This is a genomic window from Micromonospora sp. CNZ295, assembly GCF_004217535.1.
Genome location: NZ_SHKZ01000001.1, coordinates 3936160 through 3962664 on the forward strand (window position 1 = coordinate 3936160; position 26505 = coordinate 3962664).

A 26505-nucleotide genomic window follows, 5' to 3' on the forward strand; every position below is an offset into this window, starting at 1 on the left:
GCGCCGGGATCTACCATGCGGGAGTGTCGACCGTCGATTCGCCGGCCGTGCTCGACGCGGTCTGGCAGCAGCAGTCCACCTGGTCCCGGGCGGCGGACCTGGTGCGCCGCCGGATCGCCCGGGGGCGCCGGCTGGTCGCCGGCCTCACCGTCGTCGCCGCCGTCGCCGGCACCGCCGCGGCGCAACTCGACCCGGTGCACCGGCCGACGAGCCGGGTGCTGGCGATCATCGCCGGCGCGGCGCTGGGCCTCGTCCCGCTGGCCGCCCGGGCGACCAGCCGGGAGCCGGTGCAGGTCTGGACCCGGCTGCGGGCGGTCGCCGAGTCGCTCAAGGCCGAGGTGCACCGCCACCTCGCCGGTGTGTCGCCGTACCGCGGGCCGGACCGCGACGCGGTCCTGTTGAGCCGGGTCGACGCGCTCCTGGACGAGGCCGCTGACCTGGTCGGGCACACCATCGACGTCGCGCCCGCGGCCCGTCCGCTGCCGGCGGTGTCCGACGTTGCCTCGTACGTCGCGCAGCGGGTGGCCGGCCAGGTCGAGCACTACTACCGGCCGGAGGCGCGCCGGATGGCCGTCGCCGCCCGCCGGGTCCGGCTGGTGACCACCGCGCTGACCGCGGCCGGCGCGGTGCTCTCGGGCGTTGTCGGGGTGCTCGGCGACGGGCTCGTCCTCGCCGCCTGGGTCGGTGTCGTGGCCACCGTGACCACGGCCGTGGTCGGCTACGGCGCGGCGCAGCAGTACGAGCAGCACCAGATCGAGTACGCCCGCACCGCGGACCAGCTCGCCCGGCTGCACCGCGCCCGGCGGGACGGGCGGGGGTGGACCGACGACGACGCTTTCGTGGTCGAGGCGGAGCGGCTCATCGCACTGTCCAATGAGGCCTGGATGGCCAGAACCCTTGAAGAAGATGGCCTATCGCACCGCTGACGCTACTCGACGTGCGGTAGACTCATCGACAATTGTCTCGGGTCGCCTCCCGGGCGGCCCCCGCTGACCCACAAGTCCGATGGGGGGACTCACGTGGATCGCAACGCAGGCCGGTCGACGTCCACCGCTCCGCTGGCCGATCTCCGGCACACTCCGCTCGGCAAGATTCCGCTCTCCCGCGCCCGCACCGTGGCGCTGTCCGACACCCGCACCGTGGACCAGCCGGCCCGCGTCGATGTCGCAGCCTTCGGCTCTTCGATCTGACGCCGGTGAGCCCGCGACGCCTGGGAGGTCAGCGCCGGCCGGCGCCCTGAGTCAGTACGTTGTCAAGATCGTCAGCCGGTGTGACCTGTCCTGCGACCATTGCTACGTCTACGAGCACCCGGACCAGTCCTGGCGGCGACAGCCGCACACCATGTCGCCGCGGACGGTGGCGGCGGCCGCCCGGCGCATCGCGGAGCACGCCATCGCGCACCGGCTCGACGTCGTACGGGTGGTGCTGCACGGCGGTGAGCCGCTGCTGGCCGGGGCGGCCGGGCTCGCCGCCGTCGCGGGCGAGCTGCGCCGCCAGCTTGACCCGGTGACCCGCCTGGACCTGCGCATGCAGTCCAACGGCGTGCTGCTCACCGAGGAGATCGCCGAGGTGCTCGTCGCCCACGGCGTCGCCGTCGGCGTCTCGCTCGACGGCGACCGGGCCGCCAACGACCGGCACCGTCGGTACGCCAGCGGCGCGAGCAGCCACGACAAGGTGCTGCGGTCGCTGGCGCTGCTGCGCCGCCCCGAGTACCGGCCGAGCTACGCCGGGCTGCTGTGCACCGTCGACCTCGCCAACGACCCCGTGACGGTCTACCGGGCGTTGCTCGCCGAGGAGCCGCCGCACATCGACTTCCTCCTGCCGCACGCCAACTGGGACCGCCCACCGCCGCGCCCGTCCGGAGCCCCCACCCCGTTCGCCGACTGGCTGCTCGCGGTGCACCGGGCCTGGACGGCCGACGGGCGTCCGGTCCCGATCCGCCTGCTGGATTCGCTGCTCGCCACCGCGGCCGGCGGCACGACCCGCACCGAGGCCGTCGGGCTGGCCGCCGCCGACCTCGCGGTCATCGAGACCGACGGCAGCTACGAGCAGGTCGACTCGCTCAAGTCCGCGTACGACGGCGCGCCCGCCACCGGACTGGACGTCTTCCACCACCCGGTGGACGCGGTCGCCGCGCATCCGATGATCGCCGTCCGGCAGGCCGGGTTGGCCGGCCTGTCCGCGACGTGCCAGGCCTGCCCGGTGGTGCGTCAGTGCGGTGGCGGCCTGTTCGCCCACCGCTTCCGCACCGGCAGCGGCTTCGACAACCCGTCCGCCTACTGTGCGGACCTGCTCCATCTGATCCGCGGAGTGGGCGGCGACCCGGCACCGGCCGACCCGACCGTCCCGGCACCGGCCGACCCGGCTACTGCGGTGACGCCGGTCCGGGCCGGTCCGGGCGTGGCGGAATCCGCGCCGCCGTCGACCGATCCTGCCGCGGATCCCGCGACGCCGCCGCCATCGATGAACCCTGCCGCGGATTCCGCGATGCCGCCGGCATCGAGTCCATCAGCGGGCCGGCCGGCCGGTGCCGGCGGGTCGGGCGACGGTGCCGGCGGGTCGGGCGACGGCGGGGCCGGGCCCGACATGCTGGACCCGGCGGTGCTCGACGACCTCGGCACCGGGTACGGCACCGACGCCTCGGTCCGCCAGCTCGCGGCCGTGCACCTGGCGAAGACCCGCGCGTTGCTGGTCGCCCTCAGCCCGGCGGTGGCCGGGCATCCGGTCGCCGGGCCCGCCTGGGACCGCCTGGTCGAGCTGGACGTCACCGCGCCGGCGGCGGTCCGGGAGGTGCTGGCCCACCCGTTCGTCCGCCGGTGGGCGCACCGCTGCCTGGAGACGCCGGCGCTGGCCGACCTCGGCCGCCTCGCCGCGGTGGCCGCGGCAGCGGCCATCCGCGCCGGCGTGCCCGGAGAGCTGGACGTGCCGGTCCGCGACGGCCTGCTGAGCCTCCCCACGCTGGGCGCGCTCGCCCTGTCGGACGCGGCCGGCCCGGTCGTCGTCACGGCGGTGGCGGGTGGCTTCCAGGTCCGGGCCGGCGGACGAACCGTGACCGTCCGCACCGACGACCGCCGGCCCCGCGCCGACGCCCTGCCCGACGACAACCCGCCCGGCGGGGCCGTGCCCACCTGGCGACCGCTGCGCCGGGCCGGCGAGCCGTGGCTGGCCATCGAGGACACCGACCCGTACCGGGACTGCTACCAGGACCTGGCGGTGACGCCGAGGCTCCCGACGGCGACCGCCGGGAGCTGGGCCGCCCAGCTCACGGCGGCCGTGCGGCGGGTCGACACCGAGGCGGGGGAGTACGGCCCCGGCGTGCGCGCCCTGCTGCGCGCCGTCGTGCCGCTCCGCCCCGACCGGCGGGGCCGGCAGCGCAGCGCCGCCGCCGCGTCCGCCTTCGGTGCGGTGGCCGTGACGCCGGTGCCCGACGACGCCGCCCTCGCCGTGCTGCTCGTCCACGAGGTGCAGCACCTCAAGCTCGACGGGTTGCTCGACGTGTGCGAGCTGGTCGACCGGCGTGACGCCCGGCTGCTCACCGTGCCCTGGCGGGAGGACCCGCGCCCGGTCGAGGGCGTGCTGCACGGCACGTACGCCCATCTGGCCGTCGCCGACGTCTGGCGCCGCCGGTCGGGCGCGGCGGCCGCGGCGCACCACCGCCGGTACCGGGACTGGACCGACGGCGCGCTCGACGCGCTGCTCGGGCTGGGGGCGCTGACTCCGGCGGGGGAACGGTTCGCCACCCGGATGCGCGTCACGGTGGACAGCTGGACATGACTGTCGGGCGTGCCACCCTGGCCGCCGACCTGCGGGCACTGGGCCTGCCGGCCGGCGCGACCGTGCTGGTGCACGCCTCGCTGCGGCGGATCGGCCGGGTCGCCGGCGGCCCGGCGATCCTGCTGGCCGCCCTGCGCGACGTGCTCGGGCCGGCCGCGACGGTGGTGGTGCCGACCCACACCGCCGGCAACTCGATCACCTCGCCAGCCTTCCGCGCCGCCACCGCCGGACTGACCGCCCACGAGGCGGCGCGGGTGGAGGACCGGATCCCGCCGTTCGACCCGGACACGAGCCCGTCGGAGGGGATGGGCGCGTTCGCGGAGCACGTGCGGCGGGCACCCGGCGCGGTGCGCAGCCGGCACCCGCACACGTCGTTCGCGGCGCTCGGCCCGGCCGCCGCCGACCTGACCGCCGTGCATGATCTGGAGTGCCACCTGGGTGAGCGGTCCCCGCTCGGCGCCCTGTACGCCGCTGACGGCCTGGAGCTGCTGCTCGGCGTCGACTACACCAGCTGCACCGGGTTCCACCTCGCCGAGTACCGGCTCGCCCGACCGGCGGCCGTACGCCCGCACCGTTGCTACGTCCGGGACGCCGCGGGCCGGCGGGCCCGGCTCGACTTCCTGGCCCGCCACCTCGACGACTCGGACTTCCCCCGCATCGGCGCGGCGGCCGACGGCGAGCCGTGGGCGCGGCGGGCCCGGGTCGGTGCCGGAATCGGACGGTTGCTTCCGGTTCGCGCTGCGGTCGACTTCGCCGTCGGCTGGATGACCATCCATCGTGATCCATCACGAGGATCCGTGCACGTTTGCCATTGTCGCTACTGTGGTCTCGCGGGTGTGTCCCCATCGGACGGGAGCGGCGGGTGACTGAGGAGGAGTTCCGGGTGGACCCGCGTGCCCCCGTGTTCTTCCTCAGCTACGCGCGGGCCAAGCAGCGGCCCGCCGAGGCGCCCCGGGACGCCAACCAGAAGGTCTTCCAGCTCTACGTCGACCTGTCCGACCACGTGTCGGAGCTGCTCGGCCTGCCGGCGGGCAGCACGGCCGGCTTCCTCGACCGGATGCTCGACGGCGGCCAGGTGTGGGCCGAGGACCTGGCCTTCGCGGCCGGCCACTGCCAGGTCTTCATCCCGCTGATCTCCCCGCAGTACCTGCGCAGCGTCTGGTGCGCGCGCGAGTGGAACGCGTTCCTCCGCCGCCGACAGGTGCGCCGCCCGGACGCGCGGGCGACGCCGGGGGAGCAGCCGATCATCCCGGTCAACTGGTCGGTGATGGGCCGTCGCCGCGAGCTGCCGGCGGCGATCCGTCGGCGGCAGATGTTCTCCCCGACCGGGCTGCCGCCGGACATCGCCCCGCAGTACCAGCAGGAGGGCATCTACGGGCTGCTCAGCCTCGGTCGCAACGGCAAGGACGCGTACGACGCGGTGGTGTGGCGGCTCGCGCAGCGGGTGGTCCGCGCGGTGGACACGCACTGGGTCGAGCCGTACGTGTCGCAGATCGATGAGCTCGGCGACGGGTTCGAGGAGGGCGGCGATGAGCTGGACTGACACCTCCCGCGCCGGCCGGGAGACGTACTTCTTCCTCAGCTACGCCCACTCGGTGCCGCTGTCCGCGGCGGCCCGGCCGGACACCGACTACTGGGTCACCCGGTTCTTCCAGGACCTGCACGCCGCCGTGCAGCGCGGGGCCCGGCGCGGCGACCTGGAGATCGGCTTCTTCGACGGGCTGGTCGCGCCCGGCGCGGACCTGAAGCAGACGCTGACCGACGCGCTCAGCGTCGCCCACGTGTTCGTCCCGCTGTACTCGCCGAACTACTTCAGCAACGCCTGGGCGGTCGGGGAGCGGGCCGCCTTCCAGTCCCGGCTCGGGCGGCTGCGGCCGGGCGAGGCCGACCGGCACGTCCTGCCGGTGCTGTGGATCCCCTTCCCGCCGTGGGACGACCGGCCGGAGATGGCCGAGGCCCTCGACCTGATCGGCGGCCCCACCGAGTACGCGGAGAACGGGCTGCGGGCGCTGTGCAAGCTCACCGCGTACCGCCGGCAGTACGACGTGGTGCTCGGCGCCCTCGCCGAGCGGATCGTGTCGGTGGCCGAGACCGCGCCGCTGCGTCCGTCCCGGGCCGCACCGGTCGGCGACGTGCCGGTCGACGACCCGGGGGATCCGGCCCTGCTCGTCACCGCGCTCGCCGCCGCCGAGGGGCGGCAGTGGCGTCCCTTCGCCGGTCGGCACGTGCTGGCGATCGCCGACTACGTGGCGGCCACCGCGCAGCGGCTCGGGCTGCCGACCCGGGTCGTCGAGTTCACCGGCGCCCGCGACCGCGCCCCGGACAGCCCCACCGTCCTGCTCATCGACGCGACCCTGGGCGTGGCCGCCGTGCGGGCGGCGGTGGCCGACCTGCCGCGCTGGGTGGTGCCGCTGGTCGTCGGCGGCCCCGACACCGCCGCCGACGAGATCGACGGCGTGCTGCGGGAGGCGCGGTTCCCGGACGTGCGGCCGGTGCCCGACGTGGACGAGTTCGAGCGCTGCGCGCCACTGGCGGTGATCGAGGCCCGCAAGCAGTTCCTCCGGCACGGCCCGCTCTACCCGCAGGACGACCCGGGCACGCCGCGGCCGAGCCTGCGCCAGACCGACCGATCCGACCAGCGACGAGGGGATGACCGATGACGAAGCAGCGCGACGGTCAGGTGGTCACCTTCTACTCGTACAAGGGGGGCACCGGGCGGACGATGGCCCTGGCGAACACCGCCTGGATCCTCGCCGCGAACGGCCAGCGGGTCCTGGTCGCCGACTGGGACCTGGAGTCGCCGGGCCTGCACCGGTTCTTCGCCCCGTTCCTCGATCCCGCGCAGGTCGCCTCCACCGGCGGCGTGATGGACCTGATCCTGGAGTACGAGTGGGCGAACCTGAAGCGCCGGCGGGAGGCCGAGGCCGCCGGGCGGGCCGAGGTGGCGGAGTCCCGGCCGAGCGACTGGCACCGCCACCTGGCCAAGGTGCAGAAGTACGCCTTCTCGGTCAGCTGGGAGTTCCCCGGCGGCGGCAGCCTCGACCTGCTGCTCGCCGGCCGGCACAACCCGGACTACGCCACCAGCGTCACCGGCCTCAACTGGGACAACTTCTACAACCGGCTGGGCGGGGCGCTCTTCTTCGACGCGCTGCGCGAGGACATGAAGCGCCACTACGACTGGACGCTGATCGACAGCCGCACCGGGATCAGCGATGTCGCCGAGATCTGCACCATCCACCTGCCGGACGTGCTGGTCGACTGTTTCACCCTGAGCGACCAGGGCATCGACGGGGCGGCCACGGTCGCCGGCCGGGTCCGCGGCTACGAGGGGCGCCGGGCGCGGCGGGTGCTGCCGGTGCCGATGCGGGTGGACGAGGGGGAGAAGGGCAAGGCGGACGCCGGCCGGGCGGTGGCGATGCAGCGCTTCGCCGGCCTGCCGGGCGGGATGACCGACGCCGAGCGGCGGGAGTACTGGCTCACCGTCGAGGTGCCCTACCGGGCCTACTACGCGTACGAGGAGACCCTCGCCACCTTCGGCGACATCCCGGGCAGCCGCACCACCCTGCTGTCCGCGTACGAGACGCTGACCAGCCACATAACCGGTGGCCGGATCAGCTCGCTGCCGCGGATGGACGAGGCGCTGCGCCGCCGCACCGTCGCCCGCTTCGAGCGCAAGCCGGCCGTCGCCGACGAGCTGGTCGTGCTGCGGCACGTGCCGGACGACACGGCCTGGGCGGAGTGGGCGCAGGCCGTCCTGACCGCCGTGGACCTGCGGGTGGCGGTGGCGACGGCGGACGAGCCGGCGCCGGTGCGGCCGGGCACCGTGACCCGGGACGTCACGCTGGTCTCCCGCGCCTACCGGCTGGCGCACGGTGAGCCGGCGGATCCGCGCCGGGCCGGCAGCGCGCTGACCGTGTACGTGGACGGCACCACGCCGTCGCCGGACGCGCCGATCGGCAGCTGGGTGTCGCTGCACGAACTGGCCGCCGACGAGGCCGTCGACCGGCTGCTGCAGCTGCTCGGGGTGGCCCTGCCGCCCGGGCACGCGCGTCCGGACGTGCGCGCGGCCCGCTACCCGGGCACCCGGGCGACGGTGTTCAACCCGCCCAGCCGCAACCTCCGCTTCACCGGCCGCGAGGACCTGCTGAGCCGGCTGCGCGAGGAGCTGAAGGCGGCCGGCGGCGCGGGCCTGCCGGTGGCGCTGCGCGGCGGCCCGGGCATCGGCAAGACCCAGCTGGCCATCGAGTACGCGCACCGCTTCCGCGGCGCGTACGACGTCATCTGGTGGATCCAGGCCGACCCGCCGCAGTTCGTCGACGTGCGGGTGGCCGACCTCGGCGCCGAACTGGGCCTGCCCCGGCAGCCCACCATCCCGGAGATGACCCGGGCGGTGCGGCAGCGGCTCAGCCGCCCGGAGCGCCGCCCGGACGGCGGGCCGCCGGAGCAGTGGCTGCTGGTGTTCGACAACGTCGACCAGTACGAGCACGTCCGCGACTACCTGCCGCAGGGTGTCGGCCATGTCCTGGTCACCACCCGCAACCCGGACTGGGGCGACCTGGCCCGGGCGCTGGACGTGGAGGCGTTCCAGCGGGCGGAGAGCGTCGCCCACCTGCGGGCCCGCGTCGGTGAGCGGTCGATCACGGTCGCCGAGGCCGAGCAGGTCGCCGACGCGGTGGAGAACGTGCCGATCTTCGTGGCGATGGCCGGCGCCTGGCTGGCCGACACCGGCACGCCGGTCGCCGACTACCTGGCCGGCCTGGAGCGCACCGGCCCGGCCGAGGACATCTGGGACTTCTCGCTGCAGCGGCTGCGGGAGGGCTCGGTGGGCGCGTACCGGCTGCTGCAGCTGGCGTCGGTGCTCGCTCCGGAGATCTCCCTCGAGCTGCTCTACAGCGACCAGGTCGCCAAGGTCATCGCCGCGCATGACCCGGTGGTGGCCGCGCGGGTGGCCGACCGGGTGTCCGAGCGGGACATCGCCGCCGCGCTGGTGCAGCGCATCAACCGGCTCGCGCTGGTCAAGGTCGACCTGCACGCCCAGCAGGTGCAGGTGCACCGGCTGCTCCAGACCGCGCTGCGGGCCCGGATGACGCCCGAGGAGCTGGCCGGGGTGAAGCACGACGTGCACCGCATCCTGGCCGGCTCCCGTCCCTCCGGCGAGGTGGAGGACCCGGCGGCCCAGGCCCGACTGCGGCTGCTCTGGCCGCACCTGGACGGCGCCGACGCGCTCTCCTCACCCGACGACGACGTGCGGCAGCTCATCATCGACCGGATCCGCTACATCTACCTCAACGGCGGCTACGCGCAGGGCCACCGGTACGCCGAGCAGGCCGACGCCGCCTGGACGCGGCTGCTGGCGCAGCTCGCCCCGGACACTCCGGAGCACCGGGCGTTGCAGGTCCAGCTGCTGCACCTGCGGTTCAACCGGGCCAACCTGCTGCGCGGCCTCGGCCGCTTCGACGACGCCCGCCGCCTCGACGAGGAGACGCTGGGCGCGCAGGAGAAGCTGATCGGGGCGAGCCACCCGTACACCCTGATGACCGCCGGCGGCTACGGCGGGGACCTGCGGGCGATCGGCCGCTACTCCGACGCGCTGGAACGGGACCTGCGCACGTACGCCGCCTCGGTCGAGGTGTTCGGCGAGGACCACCGCCGGACGCTGACCGCAGCGAACAACCTGGCCGCGTCCTACCGGCTGATGGGTGACTTCCGGCGGGCGCTCGACGGCGACGAGGCCACCTACCGCCGGCTGCGGGTGGTGCTCGGCGCGGATCACCCGCGTACCCTGCTGACCGCCAACAACCTGGCCCGGGACCTGCGGGAGGCCGGCGACTACGAGGGGTCGGTCGCGCTGCTGCAGACGGTGGTCGTCGGGTACCGCAACCTCTTCGGCGACCAGTCGCGCAACGTGCTCACCGCGCAGACCAACCTCGCCGCGTCGCTGCGCAGCACCGGTGAGATCGCCGAGGCGGCCCGGCTGCTCGACGACGCGTACGAGCACCTGCTCGCCGGGTTCGGGCCGCTCAACCCGGACACCCTGTTCAGCCGGCTGTCCCGGGCGGCGAACCTGATGCTGCAGGGCGAGGGGGAGCGGGCCCGGGCCGAGCTGACCGAGGCCGAGACGCAGTTCGTGCGGGTCTTCGGCGAGGAGCACCCGTACGTGCTGGTGTGCCGCAACAACCTGACCGTGGCGATGTGGGACGCCGGCGAGGTGGCGGCGGCCCGGGAGCTGTCGACGACGACGGCGGCGGCGGTGACCGCCGCGCTGGGCGGCACGCACCCGCTGACCATGGCGGTCGCCAACAACCTCGCCGTCTTCACGATCCTGCACGGCGAGCTGGAGGCCGGGCGGGAGCAGCTGCGGATCGTCGTCGGTCGGCTGCGCGAGACCCTCGGCGAGGACCACCCGGACACGCTGCGCGGCCGCGGGAACCTGGCGCTCGCCGAGCAGACGGTCACCGGCGGCGCCGGCAGCATCGAGCGGATGCGGCTCGCGGACCGGTTGGCCAACCGGATCGGGCAGCATCACCCGAGCGTGGTGAACCTGCGGGAGGGTAGGTACGTGCGGCGGGTCCTCGACCCGCACCCCTACTGACCGAACCGGGCGCCGATCAGCTCGTCCCGGCTCCGGCTCGCCGCCGGGTCGTCCTCGGCGGTGAGCCAGCTGAGGATGCGCGGCAGCTCCTCCACCGCGTCGAAGTGCGCCGCGCCGGCCTGCACCTCCAGCTCCGCCCCGGGAATGCGGGAGGCCAGCCAGCGGGTGTGGCTGACCGGGGCGAAGGTGTCCTCGGCGCCGTGCCAGAGCTTCACCCTGGTGACCGAGGTGTCGATCAGGCCGAGGTCGAACTTCCAGTCCCGGCGCAGGGCCAGCACGTCGTCGATCCAGCCGTACGGGCCGGCGCGCAGCGCGTCCTCGAAGGTGTCGGTCAGCAGGCGACGCAGCGCCGGGTCGCGGATCACCCGCCGGTCCGCCATGGTCATCTGCGCCATGACGTCCTCCAGCAGCCGCCGCGGGTCCTCGCTGGCCCGCTCCGCCCGGCGGCGGATCTCCTCGACGACGGCCGAGGTGTCGGTGCGGCCACCGCCGAAGCCGTTGACGTTGTCGGCGTTCATCCCGGCGAACCAGTCCAGCTCCGGCGCGTCCGACGGGGCGAACCCGACCAGCGCCGCCACCCGGGTCACCCGGTCGCGCAGGACGGGATCGGCGGCGCAGGCGAGGGCGTGCGGGGCGCCGCCCGAGCGGCCGGCCACGGCGAACCGGGCCAAGCCCAGGTGATCGGCGATCACCTCCACGTCCCGGGCCGCGTCGGCCACGTCGCGTCCCTCGAACCGGTCCGAGTCGCCGTAGCCGGGACGGTCGTAGGTGATCAGTTTGACGCCTAACCGGTACAGGACGATGCCCCGTGGTTTGGGCCCCTTGCGGCTACCCGGCGTGCCGTGCATGAGGAGGACGGGATGTCCGTCGGGCGCACCCGTGACCTCGTACGCCAGTCGCTTGTTGTCCGCGCGATAGGCGAATTCGGTCCCCGGCTCCCCTTCTCGGACCACTCCAGCCTGCCTTCCGGTGCTGCTGACCAGCGAATATCCGTCACGTCGGCCCAGAGCGAAGATGATTGATCGGCGGTGAACGACTCCACTCGGCAGTTGAGCCTAACGGTCCGGCCGGTCGCCCCGCTATCCGCCGGCTCGACAACCCGCCGGATCTGTCGGAAAGGACACCGAGCGGGCGGTCCGTGGTGGAACTTCCACCCGGCGCCGCCGATCGAATCCGGTCGGCGGCCCCGCGTACGCGTCGTCGCAGGTCGGGGCCGCACCGGCGGGCTGGGCGGCGCCGTTCAGGCGGCCGGCGCGGAGCGGCGCTGCTGCTCCGGCGCCGCCGGGCGCAGCCGGCGCTGCGGGGTGAACGCCCAGTCGGTCCGCGGCTGGGCGTACCGGTCGTCCGGGACGTCGGCCGGCTGCCGCTCCGGCCCGGTCCGGGCCACCTCCAGGGCCCGCTGGGCGGTCTGCCAGACGGCGCACGGCCAGCCCTGGCCGGCGCAGAGCAGGTTGGCGCAGCCGGTGCCTTCCGCGTCGGGCTGGTGGGCGTCGGCCACGTCGAGGGCCAGCCCCCACAGCAGCGGGTCGGTCACCTCGTCGGGACGGTGCGCGCGGTGGTCGGACCGGTGGTTGCTGGCGTCGGACATTGCTACGGCCCCCCTCAAGTACTGGTACCGACCATACCTTCACCCCTTACCGCCATCGGCAAACGGGCAGGTCGTCCCGTCGGTATGGGCCGTTCGGCCCCCCGGGCATTGACAGATCACTCAGCGACGGCGAACGATGGGCGCAGTTCACCGACCGTCAACTGATCGTCACCCGTCTCCGGGACGGCGCTGCGCAGCCGGCGATGCGGGCAGCGTCGACCCCCCGACGCCGCCGGGCGCCACGGCGCCCACGCCGACCGCTGTCGTCTGGAGCTGAGGTAGCGGACCGGTCGGTTCCGAGCGCCCCGCGGCACCCTCCCACTGTCGCCGCACGCCGGGATCCGAGAAGGGCGGACAATGATGTTCGGTTCCTCCGGCCGGCGGTGGCGACACCGCCTGCCCGTGCTCCTGGCGGCCTCCTCGGCCGCCGTACTCCTGGTCAGCCCCGCCGTGGCCGTCGTGCCGGAGGCGGCCGCACCCGCCGCGGACGCGGGTCCCGTCGCCGGTGAGGAGGCCAACGTCGTCGAGGTGCTCCTCGACGGCACCGCGCAGCTCGACGAGCTGGTGGCCACCGGTGTCGACCTCGACCACCACGTCTCGCAGGTCGAGGACGGCCTGGTCGTGCACGCGGTCGTGACACCGAGCGAGGCGGCCCGGCTCACCGCCGCCGGCTACCGGCTGGGCGAGGTCCTGCACCGCCCGGCCGACGCGCAGGCCCGCGTCGACGAGCGGGAGGCGACCATCGCGGCGCACCGCGCGGAGAACAACAGCTTCGCGGCCACCGCCACCACCTCCGACGTCAAGATCATCCGGGCCGACTACTACACCTCCGGGACCAATCAGATCCTGTCCGTGGAGGCCAAGTGGGCCCAGGGCCAGACCGCCACCAACGCCCTCACCGTCGAGCGTGACAGCGGCCCGGGCACCGAGATCGGCTCCGGCGGCACGCAGAACATCTCCCGGTTCGTCGACGCCGGCGTGTACCTCTACCACCGGGGTGCCGCCCAGGTCACCGCCAAGCCGGAGTACGTGCGGATCACCAGCCCCACGGGCGACGTCGCCGTCGCGAAGGTCCAGGAGTGGCTGCCGATCCCGGACGACGACCCGGAGGGCCCCGGCTACCAGCGGGACTTCATCACCAGCTACCAGACGCCCACTGAGCTGTACGACCGGATCAAGGCCCTGGCCGCCGAGTTCCCGCAGCTGGCCGAGATCGTCGAGCTGCCGTACAAGACCAACGGCTACCGGCGCAAGGCGCAGGCCGTGCTCGGCACCGCCACCGCCAGCCGGGTCGCCGTCGACTCGCTCGCCTGGGGCCACCAGGGCGGCAACGACATCTCCGTCGAGCTCGCCGACCCGGGCGCACCGAACGCCCCGCTGACGGTCACCGTGACCGGCACCGCCGTGCGGGTCGGCCTCGCCACCGACGCCGGTGGCGCGGTCACCAGCACCGCCGCCCAGGTCGTCGCGGCCCTCAACGCGCAGGCCGGGTCGCTGCTGCGGGCGTACACCTATCGGGGCAGCCCGGGCACCGGCGTGGTCGCGCCGGCGGCGCGGACCCAGCTCACCGACGACCTGAGCGCGCCGGCCTCGGTCTCCCGCGATCCGCACCCGGTGTACGCGATCCGGATCGGCAAGCACCGCGACGGGTCGAAGACCGGCGTCCTCGCCTACGCGCAGGAGCACGCCCGGGAATGGGTGCCGCCGCTGGTCACCATCGAGACCGCCGAGCGGCTGCTGCGCAACTACGCGCACGACGGGCGGACCAAGCAGCTGCTCAACGAGTTGGACATCTGGATCGCCCCGTCGGTCAACCCGGACGGCGGGCACTACTCGTTCTACGACTTCAACTCGCAGCGCAAGAACATGACCAACCACTGCCCGCTGACCGGGGCGGCCGACTTCCTCGGCCGGGACTCGTGGGGCGTCGACAACAACCGCAACTACACCGAGTACAGCCTGTTCGACGGCTACTCCGGCGCCTCGACGAGCTGCACCAGCGGCACGTACGCCGGCCCGGCCGAGCTGTCCGAGCCGGAGAACCGGAACGTCGACTGGCTGGCCAGCCGGCCGAACATCCGGTTCTCGATGAACCTGCACTCCTCGGGCAACTACTTCATGTGGTCGCCCGGCGCGTACGCCGTCCCCGGCCGGATCTCCGCGCCACGGCCGACGCTCGCCGAGGAGTCCGCGTTCTGGGGCGCGTCGTCGCGGATCCTCACCGCGATCAAGCGGCACCGCAACATGGCGGTCACGCCGGCGCGCACCGGCCCGATCTCGGACGTGCTGTACTCGGCGGCCGGCAACTCCGGCGACATGCTCTGGTACAAGTACGGCATCTACGCGTGGAACTTCGAGGTCGGCACCTCCTTCCAGCCGCAGTGGGAGGAGGCGCACCACGAGACCATGGAGTTCGCCAACGGCCTGGTCGAGATGATGCGGGTGGCCCGCGACTTCGCCCGGGACAAGCAGCGCCCGAAGAGCACGCTGACCGTGTCGCCCAGCGCGACGGCAGGCATGGTCGACGTGACGTTCGACGTCAGCGAACCGGCGGCGGTCTTCTACACCCTCGACCGCAGCGCGCCATCCTACTCGTCGACCCTGTACGGCTCGGCGGGCATCCGCGAGGGCGGCGAGACGCTGACCGTGCCGGCGGGCACGACGGTCCACTGGTTCTCCGTGGACTCGGCGGGCAACGTCGAGAACAACTACCGCCCGGACGGCAACGGCCGCAACTACCGCAAGGCGGTGGCGGCGCTGCCGACGGGCTGAGCCACCGCACGCCGGCGGCGTCCCCGTACCGGGGGCGCCGCCGGCTCCGCGGGCTCAGGCCGTCCAGTCCAGCCAGGCGTCACCGGCCGAGACGACGGCCAGCCAGATCACGACGGCCGCCAGCGGCACCAACGGCACGAACGCCGGCCGCTCCCGCAGCAGCCGGATGGCCACGGCCAGCAGCGCCAGCCACACGATCAGGAGCCCGGCCAGCGCCCAGGCCGGCATGACCAGGCCGCTCACCGCGTAGAAGAAGGCGAGGACCAGGTGCGCGGCCAGGCCGAGCCACCCGACGAGACGAGCGATCCGCATCGGTCCATGGTGCGCCACGCGGTCAGGCAAGGGGAGTCCCCAGGGGCCGATCAGGGGCGGAACCGGCCCCTGGCGGCCGAACTCCGCCACGATCTCCCGGCCGTGCCCGCCGCGCGCCGCCCGCCCGGACATCGGCGGGTGTCGAACCGCGATGATGGGCCGGTGCGGATCCTGTCCATCCAGTCGTCGGTCGCGTACGGGCACGTCGGCAACTCGGCCGCCGTCTTCCCGCTGCAACGCCTCGGTCACGAGGTGTGGCCGGTGCTGACGGTGCACTTCTCCAACCACACCGGGTACGGCGCGTGGCGTGGCCCGCTGCTGGCGCCCTCCGACGTCGCCGAGGTGATCGCGGGCATCGCCGACCGCGGGGTGCTCGGCGACGCCGACGCGGTGCTGTCGGGCTATCAGGGCGACCCGGCGATGGGCGCGGTGATCCTCGACGCGGTGACCCTGGTGAAGACCGCCAACCCGGACGCGATCTACTGCTGTGACCCGGTGATGGGCGACGTCGGTCGGGGCATGTTCGTGCGGCCGGGCATCCCCGAGTACCTGCGGGACGTGGTCGTGCCGCGCGCCGACATCATCACCCCGAACCAGTTCGAGCTGGAGTTCCTCGCCGGCCGCGCGACGAACTCCCCCGACGAGCTGCTGGCGGCGGTCGACGCCGTCCGCGCGACCGGGCCGCGGCACGTGCTGGTCACCAGCGTGCTGCACGGCGACCTGCCGGAGGGGTCGCTGGAGGTGGTGGCCGTGTCGGACGAGGGCGCGTGGGTGGTGACCACCCCGCTGCTGCCGATCAACCCGAACGGCGGCGGTGACATCACCGCGGCGCTGTACCTGGCACACCTGCACAGCACCGGGTCGCCCGCGACGGCCCTGGAACGCACCACCGCGTCCATCTTCACCGTCCTCGAGGCCACCCTGGCCGCCGGCACCCGGGAGATCCAGCTGGTCGCCGCCCAGGAGGCGATCGCGAACCCGCCCGCCCGCTTCCCCGCCCGCCGGCTGCGCTGAACCGGCCGGAGCCGGCAGCCGGACAGCCCGGAGGCCACCTCCCCCGATCCCGGGGGAGGTGGCCTCCGGCGGGAACTAGCCCGCGCGGCAGGACGACAGGACGCCCACCACGCCGACCCCCGGGTCCTTCAGGGGCAGCTTCGCCGACGCCGCCGGGCAGCGCGGCACGGTCAGGTCGTAGATGCCCCGGCCGAAGGTCGCCGCCGTCAGCTGACGGGACGGCTCGTGCCAGCGCAGGTACATCACGGGCGCCTGCGGCAGGTCGGCGCCGAGCGCGGCCCACTCGCCGCCGTTCCACGCCGACACGTAGACACCGACGTCGGTGCCGGCGAGCAGCAGTCCGTCACCGGTCGGTACCACCGAGTTGACCGGCGCGTCCGGCAGGCCCCGGCCGATGTCGGTCCAGGTCCGGCCGCCATCGCGGGTCATCATGACGTGTGCCCGGTCGCTGCCGGCACGGAAGGCGGAGAACGTCGCGTACGCGATCTTGGCGTCCTTCGGGTGCACCGCGACGCGGGTGACCCAGGTGCCGGGCAGCTGCGCCGGGTCGACCTGGTTCCAGTTCGCTCCCAGGTCGTCGGTCCACCAGAGCCGGCCGTCGTCGGTGCCGACGTACAGCGTGTCGCCGTCGGTGGGCGCGGCGGCGATGGTGGTGATGGTGCCCCACGGGTAGCCGGACGGGTCGTTCGGGCCGCCGCCGGTGAGGTCGGGGCTGATCGCCGTCCAGGTGCGACCGTTGTCCGTCGACCGGTTCACGATGTTCCCGGCGTAGTACATGACGTTCGGGTCGCTCGGGTCGAACTGCAGCGGGGTGAGCCAGTTGCGCCGCTGCGAGGTCGTCTGCCCCGCCCCGATGGTCTGGCGCGGGGTGCCGCCGGCGCTCTCCGACCGGTAGCAGGAGCCGTACTGGCTGCACCCGAAGACGATGTTCGGGTTCTCCGGGTGGATGATCGTCTGGAGCCCGTCACCGCAGCCGATCGCGTTCCACGGGCCGCCCACGCCGTTGTAGCCACGGTTGCAGCCGTTGTCCTGGGCGCCGCCGACCTTCAGCGTCGGGTCGGTCTGCGCCACGTCCACCGTGTAGAACTGGGTGTAGGGCTCGTAGGTGGACTTGACCCAGCCGCCGGCGCCGTTGACCTGCGACCGGTAGAAGCCGCCGTCGTTGCCCAGGTAGACCCGGCCCGGGACCTTCGGGTCCCAGCGCATGGCGTGCTGGTCGGCGTGGACCCCGCCGACGGAGGAGAAGCTCTGCGCGCCGTTGGTGGAGCGCATCAGGTTGACGCCCGTCAGGAACAGGTGGTTCTCGTCGGTCGGGTCGACGAAGAGCTTGCCGAACCACCAGCTGAACGTCGACTGGGACGCCTGCCCGGCGGTCACCGGGGTCTGCGTCCAGGTGTCACCGCCGTCGTCGGAGCGGTAGAAGGCCCGGAACGGGCCGAGGGCGGTGCCGACGTAGGCGTACAGGCGCTGCGGGTTGCTCGGCGCCAGCGCGAGACCCCAGCGGCCCTGGTCGGCGTCGGTGGGCAGGCCGGTGCTCATCCGCTCCCAGGTGGCGCCGCCGTCGTCGGAGCGCCAGAGGCTCGAGCCCGGGCCGCCGTACGTGCGCTGGTTCGGCTCGCGCAGGTGGTCCCACATCGCCGCGTACACCCGGTTGGGGTTGGTCGGGTCGATGACGACCTCGGTGGCGCCGGTGGTGCCGTTCGGCGGGGCGAGGACCTGCCGCCAGTTGTCACCGCCGTCCTCGGTGAGGTAGACGCCGCGCTCACCGCCGGGGACGAACAGGTTGCCGCTGGCCGCCGCGAAGATCCGGTCCTCGTTGCTCGGGTCGATGGCGAAGCGGGCGATGGCGTGGCTGTCGGCGAGGCCGACGTGCTCCCAGGTGGCGCCCCGGTCGGTGGACCGGTAGATCCCGTCGCCGCCGAAGGTGATCGAGCCGCCGCCGGGCTGCGCCTCGCCGGTGCCGGCGAACAGCATCCCGTCGCTGGTCATGGCGACCGCGCCCATGGCCTGGCCCCAGCCGTCCGGCCACGCGGTGGTGAAGGTGGCCCCGGCGTCGCTGGACTTCCACACGCCGCCGGAGGCGGCGGCGATGAACAGCTGGTCCGGCACCTGCGGGTCCACCGCGATGTCGACGACCCGGCCACCGATGTTGGTGGGGCCGAAGAACGACCACTGTCGCTCGGCGAGCGGCCGGTAGACGCTGCGGGTGCGGGCGGCGAGCTGGTTCGCCTCGCCGCGGGCGCGGGTGTACTTGGCGGCGGACAGGTCGGTGCTGCCGTCGCTCATCCGCTGGGCGGTCATCCACTCGTCGGGGAGTTCCATCGGCCCGGTGGGCGAGCTGGTGGCCAGCGACGGTTGTGCGGCGGGCGGTGGACTGGACGACGCCGTCAGCGCGACCGCGGCGGTCAGCGCCAGCAGCGCCGTCGCCGTCAGCCCGCGACGACGTCGGGCGAGGGTCAGGTCCATGCGGTATCTCCTGTCCTTACGCGGACGGTCTTGTGGGCACGCTAGACAGCGCATCGGTGAACGTCACCGATCATCTGTCGGGAAACCCGCCGTCCGGTTAGGACAGGTGTCGAGGCCGGTCAGCCGCTGCGGAACTCCGGCAGCCCGGCGTCGTCGGAGTCCGGGCCCACCATCGCGGTCAGCGTGGCGCCGTCCGAGCAGAGTGCCCCGGCCCGCAGGTACATCCGCCGATCCTGCGCACGGGCCAGCACCTCGGTCTCGAAGATCTCGTCCTCGACGCGCAGCAGCTCGATGTCGGTGCGCTGCTCGTAGTGCGCCCGCACGTCCAACGGGGACATCCGGACGGTGGCCTGCACGCTGGTCAGCGCGCCCTGCTCGACGACGCTGGTGACCCGGGCGCCGTCGGGCAGCACCAGGCCCGGCACGGACGCGGCGACCTCCGGCTCCTGGTCCAGCGGCACCCGGTCGCAGCTGGGCAGGTTCGCCAGGAGGTCACGGTTGCCGCCGGCCGGGGTCTCCGCGCCGCCGCAGCCGGCCAGCAGGGCGAGGGCGGCGACGGCGGCGAGGGCCCGGAGTCTCATGGGGATGCAGGATGCCACGCTCACCGCAGCACCCGCCAGCGCCGGACCGCCAGCAGCAACCCCGCGATGATCACGGCGGTGACCAGCATCAGCAGGATGGTGACCAGCGACCCGTACGCGAACCCGGCGAACTCGAAGGCCTGGTCGAAGATGTAGACCGGCAGGTAGAGGGTGGCGTTGGCGGGTCGCCCGTCGGTCAGCACGTACGCCGGCACGAAGTTGACCTGCAGCGTGAGGATGGTGTCCCGCACGGCCAGCAGCACCAGCACCGGCGCGAGCAGCGGCAGCGTCAGCCGGCGCAGCTGACCGAACGGCCCGCAGCCCTCCAGCGCCGCCGCCTCGTACAGCCGGCGGTCGAGCAGCCGACGGGCGGCGAGCACCACGACGAACCCCTCGCCGATCGGGAAGGCCAGCATCAGCACCACGCCGATCCGGGCGGTGGTCGGGTCGGCGAGCCAGTTGAACCCGGGGTGCCCGACCAGCCCGAGGAACTGGTTCAGCGGCCCGTACAGCGGGTTGAGCACCCACAGGAACAGCACTGCCAGCGCCACGTCGGGAATCACCGTCGGCAGGTAGACGGCGGTGCGGAACCACCGCCCGCCGGGCCGCGGTGCGGCGAGCAGCAGGCCGAGCCCGACCGCCGCGACGAACCGCACCGGCACGGCGAGCGCCACGTGGAACAGCGACGCCGCCAGGCTGTCCAGCAGGAACCCGTCGTCGAGCAGCCGCCGGACGTTGGCCAGCCCGACGAACCGGGGGTCGCGGGTCAGCCCGGTGTGGTCGGTGAACGCGTACGCCACGTTCAACGCCGCCGGCACCAGGACCAGCAGGGCCACCGCGACCGCGTACGGGGCGAGGAAGGCCCAACCGGTCAGCGGCGGGCGGGGGCGGGTCACCGGCGCCGCCCGGTGGCCGCGTCGAACCGGTGCAGCCGGTCGGGGCGCAGCCGCACCTCCGCGCCGGGCCCCACCCCGGGGCGGGGGCCGGTGCGCACGGTGAGCCGGGTGCCGTCCGGGCAGCGGGTGAGCAGGATCGCCTCGCTGCCGAGGGCCTCCACCGCCTCGACGGTGGCGGTCACCGGTCCCGCGCCGTCGAGCGCCAGGTCCTCGGGGCGTACGCCGAGCGTCACGTCCGGGTCGCCGCCGAGCACACCGCCACCACCGACCAGGTTCATCGGCGGGCTGCCCAGGAACCCGGCGACGAACGTGTCGGCCGGCTCGTCGTACACCTGCTGGGGCGGGCCGACCTGCCGCACCCGCCCGGCGGCCAGGACCACCACCCGGTCGCCGAGGGTCATCGCCTCGTGCTGGTCGTGCGTGACGTGGACGGTGGTGGTGCGCAGCTCGCGGTGCAGGGCGAGCAGGTCGGCGCGGGTGGCGAAGCGCAGCGGCGCGTCCAGGCTGGCGAGCGGCTCGTCGAGCAGGTAGACGCTGGGGTCGCGCAGCAGTGCCCGGGCCAGCGCGACGCGCTGCCGCTGCCCGCCGGACATCTGGTCGGGGTAGCGGTCCAGCAGGTCGCCGATGCCGAGCCGCTCGGCGGCGGCGCGGGCCCGCCGGTCGGCCTCGGCGCGGCCCACCCGGCGTACGCGTGGACCGAAGGTGAGGTTGCCGTGGACGGTGAGGTGCGGGAAGAGCGCGTAGTCCTGGAACACCATCGCCACCGCCCGCCGGTGCGGCGGCACGCCGGCCACGTCGACGCCGTCGACCAGGATCCGGCCGGCGTCCGGCCGGTCGAGACCGGCGATCAGCCGCAGGATCGTCGACTTGCCCGACCCGGACGGCCCGACCAGGGTGACCAGCTCCCCGGCCCGCACCGCCAGGTCGACGCCGTCGACGGCGGTGGTCCGCCCGTACGACCGGGTCAGCCCCTCAAGCTGGATGTGCCCCCGTTCGGTCACTTGCCCCCCACCGGCAGGGTGAACAGGGGACGGACGGTCTCCTCCAGCCGGCGCAGCCCCTCCTCCCGGTCGACGCGGCCGTAGAACACCTCCGCCAGCAGGGTGTCCGCCTCCTTCTCCACGCGCGCCCAGGTGGCGGTGCGGGGGGTGGCGCGCAGGTGCGGCTCGGCATCCAGGTACACCCGGGACGAACGGGGTGGCTTCGCCGGGTCGAGGAAGGCGGGGGAGTCGGCCACGTCGAGGCGGGACGGCACGGTGCGCCCGGACTCGGCGAGCGTGCGCTGCCCGTCGGCGCCCATCGCGTACTCGATGAACCGCCACGCCCGCCGGTGGTCGGGCAGGCCCGCGCTCATGCAGTACGCGTCGCTGTGCAGGATCGACGCCGGCACGCCGCCGGGCGCCACTGGCAGCGGCGCCGCGTCCCAGGTGAAGCCGGTGATGGTGCGCAGGGTGGGCACGGCGACCCGGCTGCTCAGGTACATGCCGAGCGTGCCGCGCAGGAAGCGGGCCTCGCTGGACTCGCTCTGCTCCGCCGCGTCCGGTGGGACGACCCGGTGCCGCGACTGGAGGTCGAGGAACCAGTCGACCGCCTGCCGGGCGGCCGGGTCGCCGCGCAGCGTCAGCGCGGTCGGGCGGGCCGGGTCGTCGACCAGCTCACCGCGGTTGGACCAGACGAACGGCGCGAGCCGCGCGACGGACGGCTCGACGCCCACCCCGTACCGGCCGTCGCGGGTCAGCGCCTTCGCGGCGGCGAGGAAGTCGTCCCAGGTCCAGCCGGCCGTCGGCGGGGCGACGCCGGCCGCCCGGAACAGGTCGGTGTTCCAGTAGACGACCAGGGACGACAGGTTCTGCGGCAGGCAGGTCAAGGTCTTCCCGTCGAACCGGAACGCGTCGAGCGCGCGCGGGCTGAAGTCGCTCTCCTTGATCGCGCTGCTGTCGTCCAGGTACGACTGGACCGGCTCGATCGCGCCCTGCGCGGCGAACTGCCCGTACCGGCGGTAGTTCAGCAGGAACACGTCCGGCGGTCGGCCGCCGGCGAAGGACGTGGTCAGCCGCGCCATCAGCTCGTCCTGGGTGGCCACCGGGGACAGGGTGACGTCGACGTCCGGGTTGGCCGCGGTGAAGCCGGCCACCATGGCGCGGTAGCCGGCGACCTCCTCGGCGTCGCCGAACAGCACGACGGTGATCCCGTTGTCGTCGGCCTCGTCACCGGACCCGCAGCCGGTGGCGACCAGCAGGAGGGTGAACAGGGCCGCGCAGGCCCGTCGCCAGGAGGAGGTCATCGGCGTCCTTTCGCTCGCAGTGCCGCCAGGGGGTCGTCCGACAGCAGGATCCGCTGCGCCAGCAGGAACACCGCCACGCAGGGCGCGGTGGCCACCACGCAGCCGGCCATCAGCAGCGGCCAGTCGGTCGGGTTGAGCAGCAGCAGGAATCGCAGGCCGAGCGGCCACGTGTAGCGGTCGCCGCTGGTCAGGTACAGCAGGGGGTCGATGAAGTTGGACCAGTGGAAGGTGAAGGCGAGCACCGCCACCGCCAGGGTCGCCGGCTTCACCTGCGGCATCGCCAGCCGCCGCCAGATGGTGAGCCATCCGGCGCCCTCCAGGCGGGCGGCCTGCAACTGGCTGTCCGGGACGCCGCCGAAGCTCCACGCGTACAGCAGGACCAGGAACGGGCTGACGGCGAGCGTCGCCGGCGCCAGCAGCGGCAGGTACGTGTCGACGACCCCGGCCAGCCGGAACAGCTCGAAGCGGGTGGCCCACACCGCGGTGACCGGCACCAGCAGCAGCGCGAGCAGGGCGAGCAGCGCCCGCCGCCGCGCCGCGCGGGGGAGCAGCCGCAGCCCGAACCCGGTCAGCGACGCGACCAGCACGGTCAGCGGGACGGCCAGCGCGACCACCAGCGCGGAGTTCGCCAGGTAGCGGAACAGCGGCACGAGTTCCGGCAGCCGCGCGTACGCGGCCGTCGTCGGTTCGGCCGGCCACAGCTCCAGCGTGCGGGGCGGAGCGGTGCCGGTGGGCCGCAGGGAGCCGACGACCATGAACCAGAGCGGGGCCACGAACAGCGCCGCGACCAGGGCCGGCACGACGTACCGTCCGAGCCACCGCCCGGCCACCGCACCACCCCCTCGAACGACCCGCCGCGCGGGTCCCGCCGAACCTATGAACCGCCGCGCCGGCGGGTCATCAGGCACCTGTCGAAGATCCGCATTCCGCCTTGCTACGCCTGTCGCACGCTCACTCCTCGGCCTGGTGGCGCCCGGTCAGCCGGGCCAGCTTCAGCGCCAGGTGCAGGCAGAGCCGCTCGCCGCCGTCCTTCAGGTCGGTGCCGGCGAGCTCCTCGATGCGTTGCAGCCGGTAGTACAGCGTGGTGCGGTGCAGCCGGAGCTCCGCGGCGGTGGCGTGGGCGTTGCCGGCCAGGTCCAGGTAGCGCTCCAGGGTGGTCAGCAGCACCTGGTTGCCCGCGCCGTCGAGCAGCCGGGCCAGGCCCGGGTGGACGTCTGCCACGTCGAGGTCGTGCTCGCCGAGCCGGGCCAGCGCCCGGTAGACGCCCAGCCCCGACCAGGACACCACGCGACCCAGCGCCGGCAGTCGCGCGCCGACCCGGGCGGCGTGCAGTGCCTCCGCGTACGACTCGACGGCGTCCACCAGGCGCGGGCGGGCCCGGCCGACACCGACCACGGTCCGCTCCACCGAGGCCAGGGGGCGGGTCACCTGCCGCAGGTCGTCGTCCAGGTGCCGGGCGGCCGCCTCCGGGGCCGGCCGGCCGGCGGCCGGCTCGGCGGGCAGCAGCAGCACCCCGTGGTCGTGGCGGACCAGGTGCAGCGCCTCGCGGACGCCGGCCCGCCGCCGCGCGGCCACCAGGCACTGCTCCAGGGCGATGCGGGCCCGCTCGTCCGGCTGCCGCTCAGCCGGGGCGACCAGACGCGCCACGAGCACCGTCGTCGGCCCGTCGGTGGCGACCATGCCCGCCTCCAGCAGCGTCCGGACCGCCTGCTCGCGGGTCTCCGGGCTGTCCGCGAGCAGCGTCCGTGCCGCCTCGGTCTCGCGTTGCGCGGCCAGCTCGCCGAGCAGGTTCTCCCGGTACAGGGCCAGGGACAGCTCCTTGAGCAGCCCGGTCGCCGCCAGGTCGACGTCGGCCATGGTGCCGTCGGGATCGATGAACCACACGAAGCCGAGCAGCAGGTCGTGGTGGCGTACCGGTACGCAGAGCCGGGGCAGCAGGCCCAGGTCGGGGTGGGCCGGGGTGCGCACCGGCGCACGGGCGTCGGCGATGCCGAACCCACGCAGCCAGGCGATCACCTCGGGGGTGGTCTGCCGGCGCAGGATCGACGCCCGCCGTACCTCGTCCATCAGCCCGGTCTGTTCGCTGTAGACGACGACCCGCTGCCGCCGGTCCTCGATCAGGGCGGGCCGACCGGCGTGGGCGGCCACGGCGTCGACGATCCGTTGCAGCTCGCCCTGCACCAGGCTCCCTCCCGTGCCCGACCACCGGGAGCGCCCGGGCACGTCATGATCAGACTTTCTGTCTACACCTGCGGAGAGCGCTCAACCAGGTCCGATCGTTACGGCCGGCGCTCCCGCCCGGTCCGCACCGGAAGCTGACGGCAAGCCCGCCGCCGACCGGTGGCAGCCGCGCGGGAAGAGGGCCGGCGAGCCGCGACCGGCGTGCGGGGTCGCTGCGGAGGCTATCGTCACGACGGGTGGCGACCGGCGGTTCCGGGGGCGGCGATGCACGAGGTGCTGGTGGTGGGCGCGGGCCCGACCGGGCTCACGATGGCGGCGCAGCTGACCGCCCTCGGGGTCGAGGTACGCGTCGTCGACCGGTCCCTCGACCGGGTGCCCGAGTCGCGGGCCCTGGCCATCCAGCCCCGCACCCTGGAGGTCCTCGCCGGCTGACCGGCCGCCCGCCGGTCCCGCCGTGCCGGCACGGCGCGGTCCGGCGGCGGTTGTGGCGTTTCCGCACGCCGTCGCACCGGTTCCACGACAGTGGGTGCGTGGGACGACGGCCGGCGCCGGCCCGCCCGGCGCCAGCGAGGAGGTGACATGACCGGGCTGCGGACCGACCTGTACGAGCTGCGGATGGCCGCCAGCTACCTGCGGCGCGACATGACCGACCGCGCCACGTTCAGCCTGTTCGTCCGTCGCCTGCCGCGCGATCGGGGCTTCCTGGTCGCCGCCGGACTCGACGAGGCGCTGACCTTCCTGGAGACCTTCGCGTTCGACGGCGACGACCTGGCGTACCTGCGCGACGTCGTCGGGTTCGACAAGCCGGCCCTGACCGCGCTGTCCGTGCTGCGCTTCACCGGCGACGTGTGGGCGGTGCCGGAGGGCCGGGTGGTGTTCGCCGACGAGCCGCTGCTCGAGGTGACCGCGCCGATCGCCGAGGCCCAACTGGTCGAGACCGGCCTGCTGAACGTGATCACCTTCCAGACCACGATCGCCAGCAAGGCGGCCCGCTGCCGCCTCGCCGCCGGGGATGCGCAACTGGTGGATTTCGCGTTCCGCCGTACCCACGGGGTGGACGCCGGCGCCGGCGTGGCGCGGGCGTCGGCCATCGCCGGGTTCGGCGCGACCAGCCACGTCGAGGCCGCCCATCGGTACGGGCTGCCGCCGTCCGGCACGATGGCCCACTCGTACGTGGAGGCGTTCCCCGACGAGCGGGCCGCGTTCCGGGCGTTCGCCGCCGACTTTCCCATCAACCCGATCTTCCTGGTCGACACCTACGACACTCCCGGCGGCGTGCGGGCGGCCGTCGACGTCATCCGGGAACTGGGCCTGACCGGGCCGGCCGGGGTCCGGCTGGACTCGGGGGACCTCGCCGGCCTGGCCCGGCAGGCGCGCGCCATCCTCGACGAAGCAGGGCTGAACCACGTGCGGATCGTGGCCAGCGGCAGCCTCGACGAGGACGTGATCGCCGGGCTCGTCGCGGCGGGCGCGCCGATCGACGCGTACGGCGTGGGCACGAAGATGGGCGTCTCCTACGACGCGCCGTCGCTGGACAGCGCCTACAAGCTCGTCGCCGTTGGGGACCGTCCGGTGCTCAAGCTGTCCCCGGGCAAGGCCACCCTGCCCGGCGCCAAGCAGGTCTTCCGCGACCGCGCCGGTTCGGCCGGGGACGTCGTCGGTCTGCGCGACGAACCGGTACCGCCGGGTCGGGAGGCGCTGCTGGTGCCGGTGATGCAGGGTGGAGAGCGGCTCGACACCGTCGATCCGACCGGTGCGGTACGCGCCGCCCGGGAGCGCTTCGACGCCGACCTCGCGTGGCTGCCGGAGCCGGCGCGCCGGCTGGCGGACCCGGTACCGCTCACGGCCACGGTCAGCCCCGCGCTGGCCGCGCTGCACGAGCGGGTGGCCGCCCAGGTGGGCGTCACGGCTCCGTGACGCCGACCGCGGCGGGGGATGTGGTCGGGCGGCGGAAGGTGACGCGGTGCGCTGCGCGGGCGGGCCGGGGCGCGGGTCGTGCCGACCCTACGGTTGCCGGGCCGTGCGCACGTTGAGCGTGGCCGGGC

21 protein-coding genes are annotated in these 26505 nt (G+C 74.2%); 11 read left to right on the plus strand and 10 right to left on the minus strand.

The annotated features are described in order from the left end of the window. Window positions 1–23: 23 nt before the first annotated feature. From EV376_RS18560 to fxsT, 7 genes are all read left to right on the plus strand, one after another. Window positions 24–926 (plus strand): DUF4231 domain-containing protein, encoded by a 903-nt coding sequence (locus EV376_RS18560; RefSeq protein WP_130324968.1) that lies wholly within the window; start codon window positions 24–26, stop codon window positions 924–926. 63 nt (window positions 927–989) lie between these two features. Further along, window positions 990–1190, plus strand: a complete 201-nt coding sequence (locus tag EV376_RS18565; RefSeq protein ID WP_130324970.1) for an FXSXX-COOH protein — start codon at window positions 990–992, stop codon at window positions 1188–1190. Further along, window positions 1162–3774, plus strand: a complete 2613-nt coding sequence (locus EV376_RS30925; RefSeq protein ID WP_486482685.1) for an FxsB family cyclophane-forming radical SAM/SPASM peptide maturase — start codon at window positions 1162–1164, stop codon at window positions 3772–3774. The genes EV376_RS18565 and EV376_RS30925 overlap by 29 nt, the downstream gene beginning before the upstream one ends. Beyond that, window positions 3771–4640, plus strand: a complete 870-nt coding sequence (locus EV376_RS18580) for an AAC(3) family N-acetyltransferase (protein ID WP_130324972.1) — start codon at window positions 3771–3773, stop codon at window positions 4638–4640. Before EV376_RS30925 ends, EV376_RS18580 begins: the two co-directional genes overlap by 4 nt. Further along, a complete protein-coding gene (locus EV376_RS18585; RefSeq protein WP_130324974.1) occupies window positions 4637–5317 on the plus strand; it encodes a TIR-like protein FxsC in 681 nt (226 codons plus the stop codon). Before EV376_RS18580 ends, EV376_RS18585 begins: the two co-directional genes overlap by 4 nt. Beyond that, window positions 5304–6434, plus strand: coding sequence for a TIR-like protein FxsC (locus EV376_RS18590; RefSeq protein WP_130324976.1), 1131 nt, complete (start codon window positions 5304–5306; stop codon window positions 6432–6434). Before EV376_RS18585 ends, EV376_RS18590 begins: the two co-directional genes overlap by 14 nt. Continuing rightward, on the plus strand, window positions 6431–10366 hold the full coding sequence (fxsT, locus tag EV376_RS18595; protein WP_130324978.1) for an FxSxx-COOH system tetratricopeptide repeat protein: 3936 nt from the start codon (window positions 6431–6433) through the stop codon (window positions 10364–10366). The genes EV376_RS18590 and fxsT overlap by 4 nt, the downstream gene beginning before the upstream one ends. On the opposite strand, the gene EV376_RS18600 is transcribed toward fxsT, so the two are convergent. Next, entirely contained in the window at window positions 10360–11319 is a 960-nt protein-coding gene (locus tag EV376_RS18600) for an alpha/beta fold hydrolase (RefSeq protein WP_130324980.1), read from the minus strand. The genes fxsT and EV376_RS18600 overlap by 7 nt on opposite strands. A gap of 287 nt (window positions 11320–11606) precedes the next feature. Continuing rightward, entirely contained in the window at window positions 11607–11954 is a 348-nt protein-coding gene (locus tag EV376_RS18605; protein ID WP_130324982.1) for a hypothetical protein, read from the minus strand. A gap of 357 nt (window positions 11955–12311) precedes the next feature. On the opposite strand from EV376_RS18605, the gene EV376_RS18610 reads away from it, so the two are divergent. Then, entirely contained in the window at window positions 12312–14726 is a 2415-nt protein-coding gene (locus EV376_RS18610) for a M14 family metallopeptidase (RefSeq protein WP_130324983.1), read from the plus strand. 54 nt (window positions 14727–14780) lie between these two features. Here the strand turns inward: EV376_RS18610 and EV376_RS18615 are convergent, their stop codons facing one another. Continuing rightward, the gene (locus EV376_RS18615) at window positions 14781–15038 is read right to left on the minus strand and encodes a hypothetical protein (protein WP_130324985.1); all 258 of its coding nucleotides are present in this window, start codon (window positions 15036–15038) and stop codon (window positions 14781–14783) included. Window positions 15039–15200: 162 nt separating this feature from the next. Here EV376_RS18615 and pdxY point away from each other — a divergent pair, with 162 nt between their 5' ends. Next, complete coding sequence (gene pdxY, locus EV376_RS18620) at window positions 15201–16052, plus strand: pyridoxal kinase PdxY (protein ID WP_130324987.1); 852 nt, start codon at window positions 15201–15203, stop codon at window positions 16050–16052. A gap of 75 nt (window positions 16053–16127) precedes the next feature. Here pdxY and EV376_RS18625 read toward each other — a convergent pair whose 3' ends face one another. The 7 genes from EV376_RS18625 to EV376_RS18655 all read right to left on the minus strand — a co-directional run bounded on the left by EV376_RS18625 (window position 16128) and on the right by EV376_RS18655 (window position 24460). Further along, window positions 16128–18518 (minus strand): WD40/YVTN/BNR-like repeat-containing protein, encoded by a 2391-nt coding sequence (locus tag EV376_RS18625; protein WP_486482686.1) that lies wholly within the window; start codon window positions 18516–18518, stop codon window positions 16128–16130. A 119-nt stretch (window positions 18519–18637) separates the two neighbouring features. Then, the gene (locus EV376_RS18630) at window positions 18638–19099 is read right to left on the minus strand and encodes a hypothetical protein (RefSeq protein WP_130324989.1); all 462 of its coding nucleotides are present in this window, start codon (window positions 19097–19099) and stop codon (window positions 18638–18640) included. A 20-nt stretch (window positions 19100–19119) separates the two neighbouring features. Continuing rightward, window positions 19120–19995 (minus strand): carbohydrate ABC transporter permease, encoded by an 876-nt coding sequence (locus EV376_RS18635; RefSeq protein WP_130324991.1) that lies wholly within the window; start codon window positions 19993–19995, stop codon window positions 19120–19122. Next, on the minus strand, window positions 19992–20996 hold the full coding sequence (locus tag EV376_RS18640) for an ABC transporter ATP-binding protein (protein ID WP_130324993.1): 1005 nt from the start codon (window positions 20994–20996) through the stop codon (window positions 19992–19994). The genes EV376_RS18635 and EV376_RS18640 overlap by 4 nt, the downstream gene beginning before the upstream one ends. Beyond that, window positions 20993–22279 (minus strand): ABC transporter substrate-binding protein, encoded by a 1287-nt coding sequence (locus tag EV376_RS18645; RefSeq protein ID WP_130324995.1) that lies wholly within the window; start codon window positions 22277–22279, stop codon window positions 20993–20995. Before EV376_RS18645 ends, EV376_RS18640 begins: the two co-directional genes overlap by 4 nt. Beyond that, window positions 22276–23109: a carbohydrate ABC transporter permease gene (locus EV376_RS18650; RefSeq protein ID WP_130324997.1), complete on the minus strand. Its 834-nt coding sequence runs from the start codon at window positions 23107–23109 to the stop codon at window positions 22276–22278. The genes EV376_RS18645 and EV376_RS18650 overlap by 4 nt, the downstream gene beginning before the upstream one ends. A gap of 121 nt (window positions 23110–23230) precedes the next feature. After that, window positions 23231–24460 (minus strand): helix-turn-helix domain-containing protein, encoded by a 1230-nt coding sequence (locus EV376_RS18655; RefSeq protein ID WP_130324999.1) that lies wholly within the window; start codon window positions 24458–24460, stop codon window positions 23231–23233. A gap of 201 nt (window positions 24461–24661) precedes the next feature. On the opposite strand from EV376_RS18655, the gene EV376_RS18660 reads away from it, so the two are divergent. Next, a complete protein-coding gene (locus tag EV376_RS18660; RefSeq protein ID WP_486482687.1) occupies window positions 24662–24892 on the plus strand; it encodes an FAD-dependent monooxygenase in 231 nt (76 codons plus the stop codon). A 147-nt stretch (window positions 24893–25039) separates the two neighbouring features. Continuing rightward, window positions 25040–26377: a nicotinate phosphoribosyltransferase gene (locus EV376_RS18665; RefSeq protein ID WP_130325003.1), complete on the plus strand. Its 1338-nt coding sequence runs from the start codon at window positions 25040–25042 to the stop codon at window positions 26375–26377. The last annotated feature ends 128 nt before the right edge of the window (window positions 26378–26505 follow it).

Coding starts and splice junctions, on each gene's coding strand:
- EV376_RS18615 (WP_130324985.1), bottom strand. CDS start 15,038: ATGCGGATCGCTCGTCTCGTCGGGTGGCTCGGCCTGGCCGCGCACCTG.
- EV376_RS18605 (WP_130324982.1), bottom strand. CDS start 11,954: ATGTCCGACGCCAGCAACCACCGGTCCGACCACCGCGCGCACCGTCCC.
- EV376_RS18625 (WP_486482686.1), bottom strand. CDS start 18,518: ATGGACCTGACCCTCGCCCGACGTCGTCGCGGGCTGACGGCGACGGCG.
- fxsT (WP_130324978.1), top strand. CDS start 6,431: ATGACGAAGCAGCGCGACGGTCAGGTGGTCACCTTCTACTCGTACAAG.
- EV376_RS18610 (WP_130324983.1), top strand. CDS start 12,312: ATGATGTTCGGTTCCTCCGGCCGGCGGTGGCGACACCGCCTGCCCGTG.
- EV376_RS18590 (WP_130324976.1), top strand. CDS start 5,304: ATGAGCTGGACTGACACCTCCCGCGCCGGCCGGGAGACGTACTTCTTC.
- EV376_RS30925 (WP_486482685.1), top strand. CDS start 1,162: ATGTCGCAGCCTTCGGCTCTTCGATCTGACGCCGGTGAGCCCGCGACG.
- EV376_RS18630 (WP_130324989.1), bottom strand. CDS start 19,099: ATGAGACTCCGGGCCCTCGCCGCCGTCGCCGCCCTCGCCCTGCTGGCC.
- EV376_RS18665 (WP_130325003.1), top strand. CDS start 25,040: ATGACCGGGCTGCGGACCGACCTGTACGAGCTGCGGATGGCCGCCAGC.
- EV376_RS18645 (WP_130324995.1), bottom strand. CDS start 22,279: ATGACCTCCTCCTGGCGACGGGCCTGCGCGGCCCTGTTCACCCTCCTG.
- EV376_RS18580 (WP_130324972.1), top strand. CDS start 3,771: ATGACTGTCGGGCGTGCCACCCTGGCCGCCGACCTGCGGGCACTGGGC.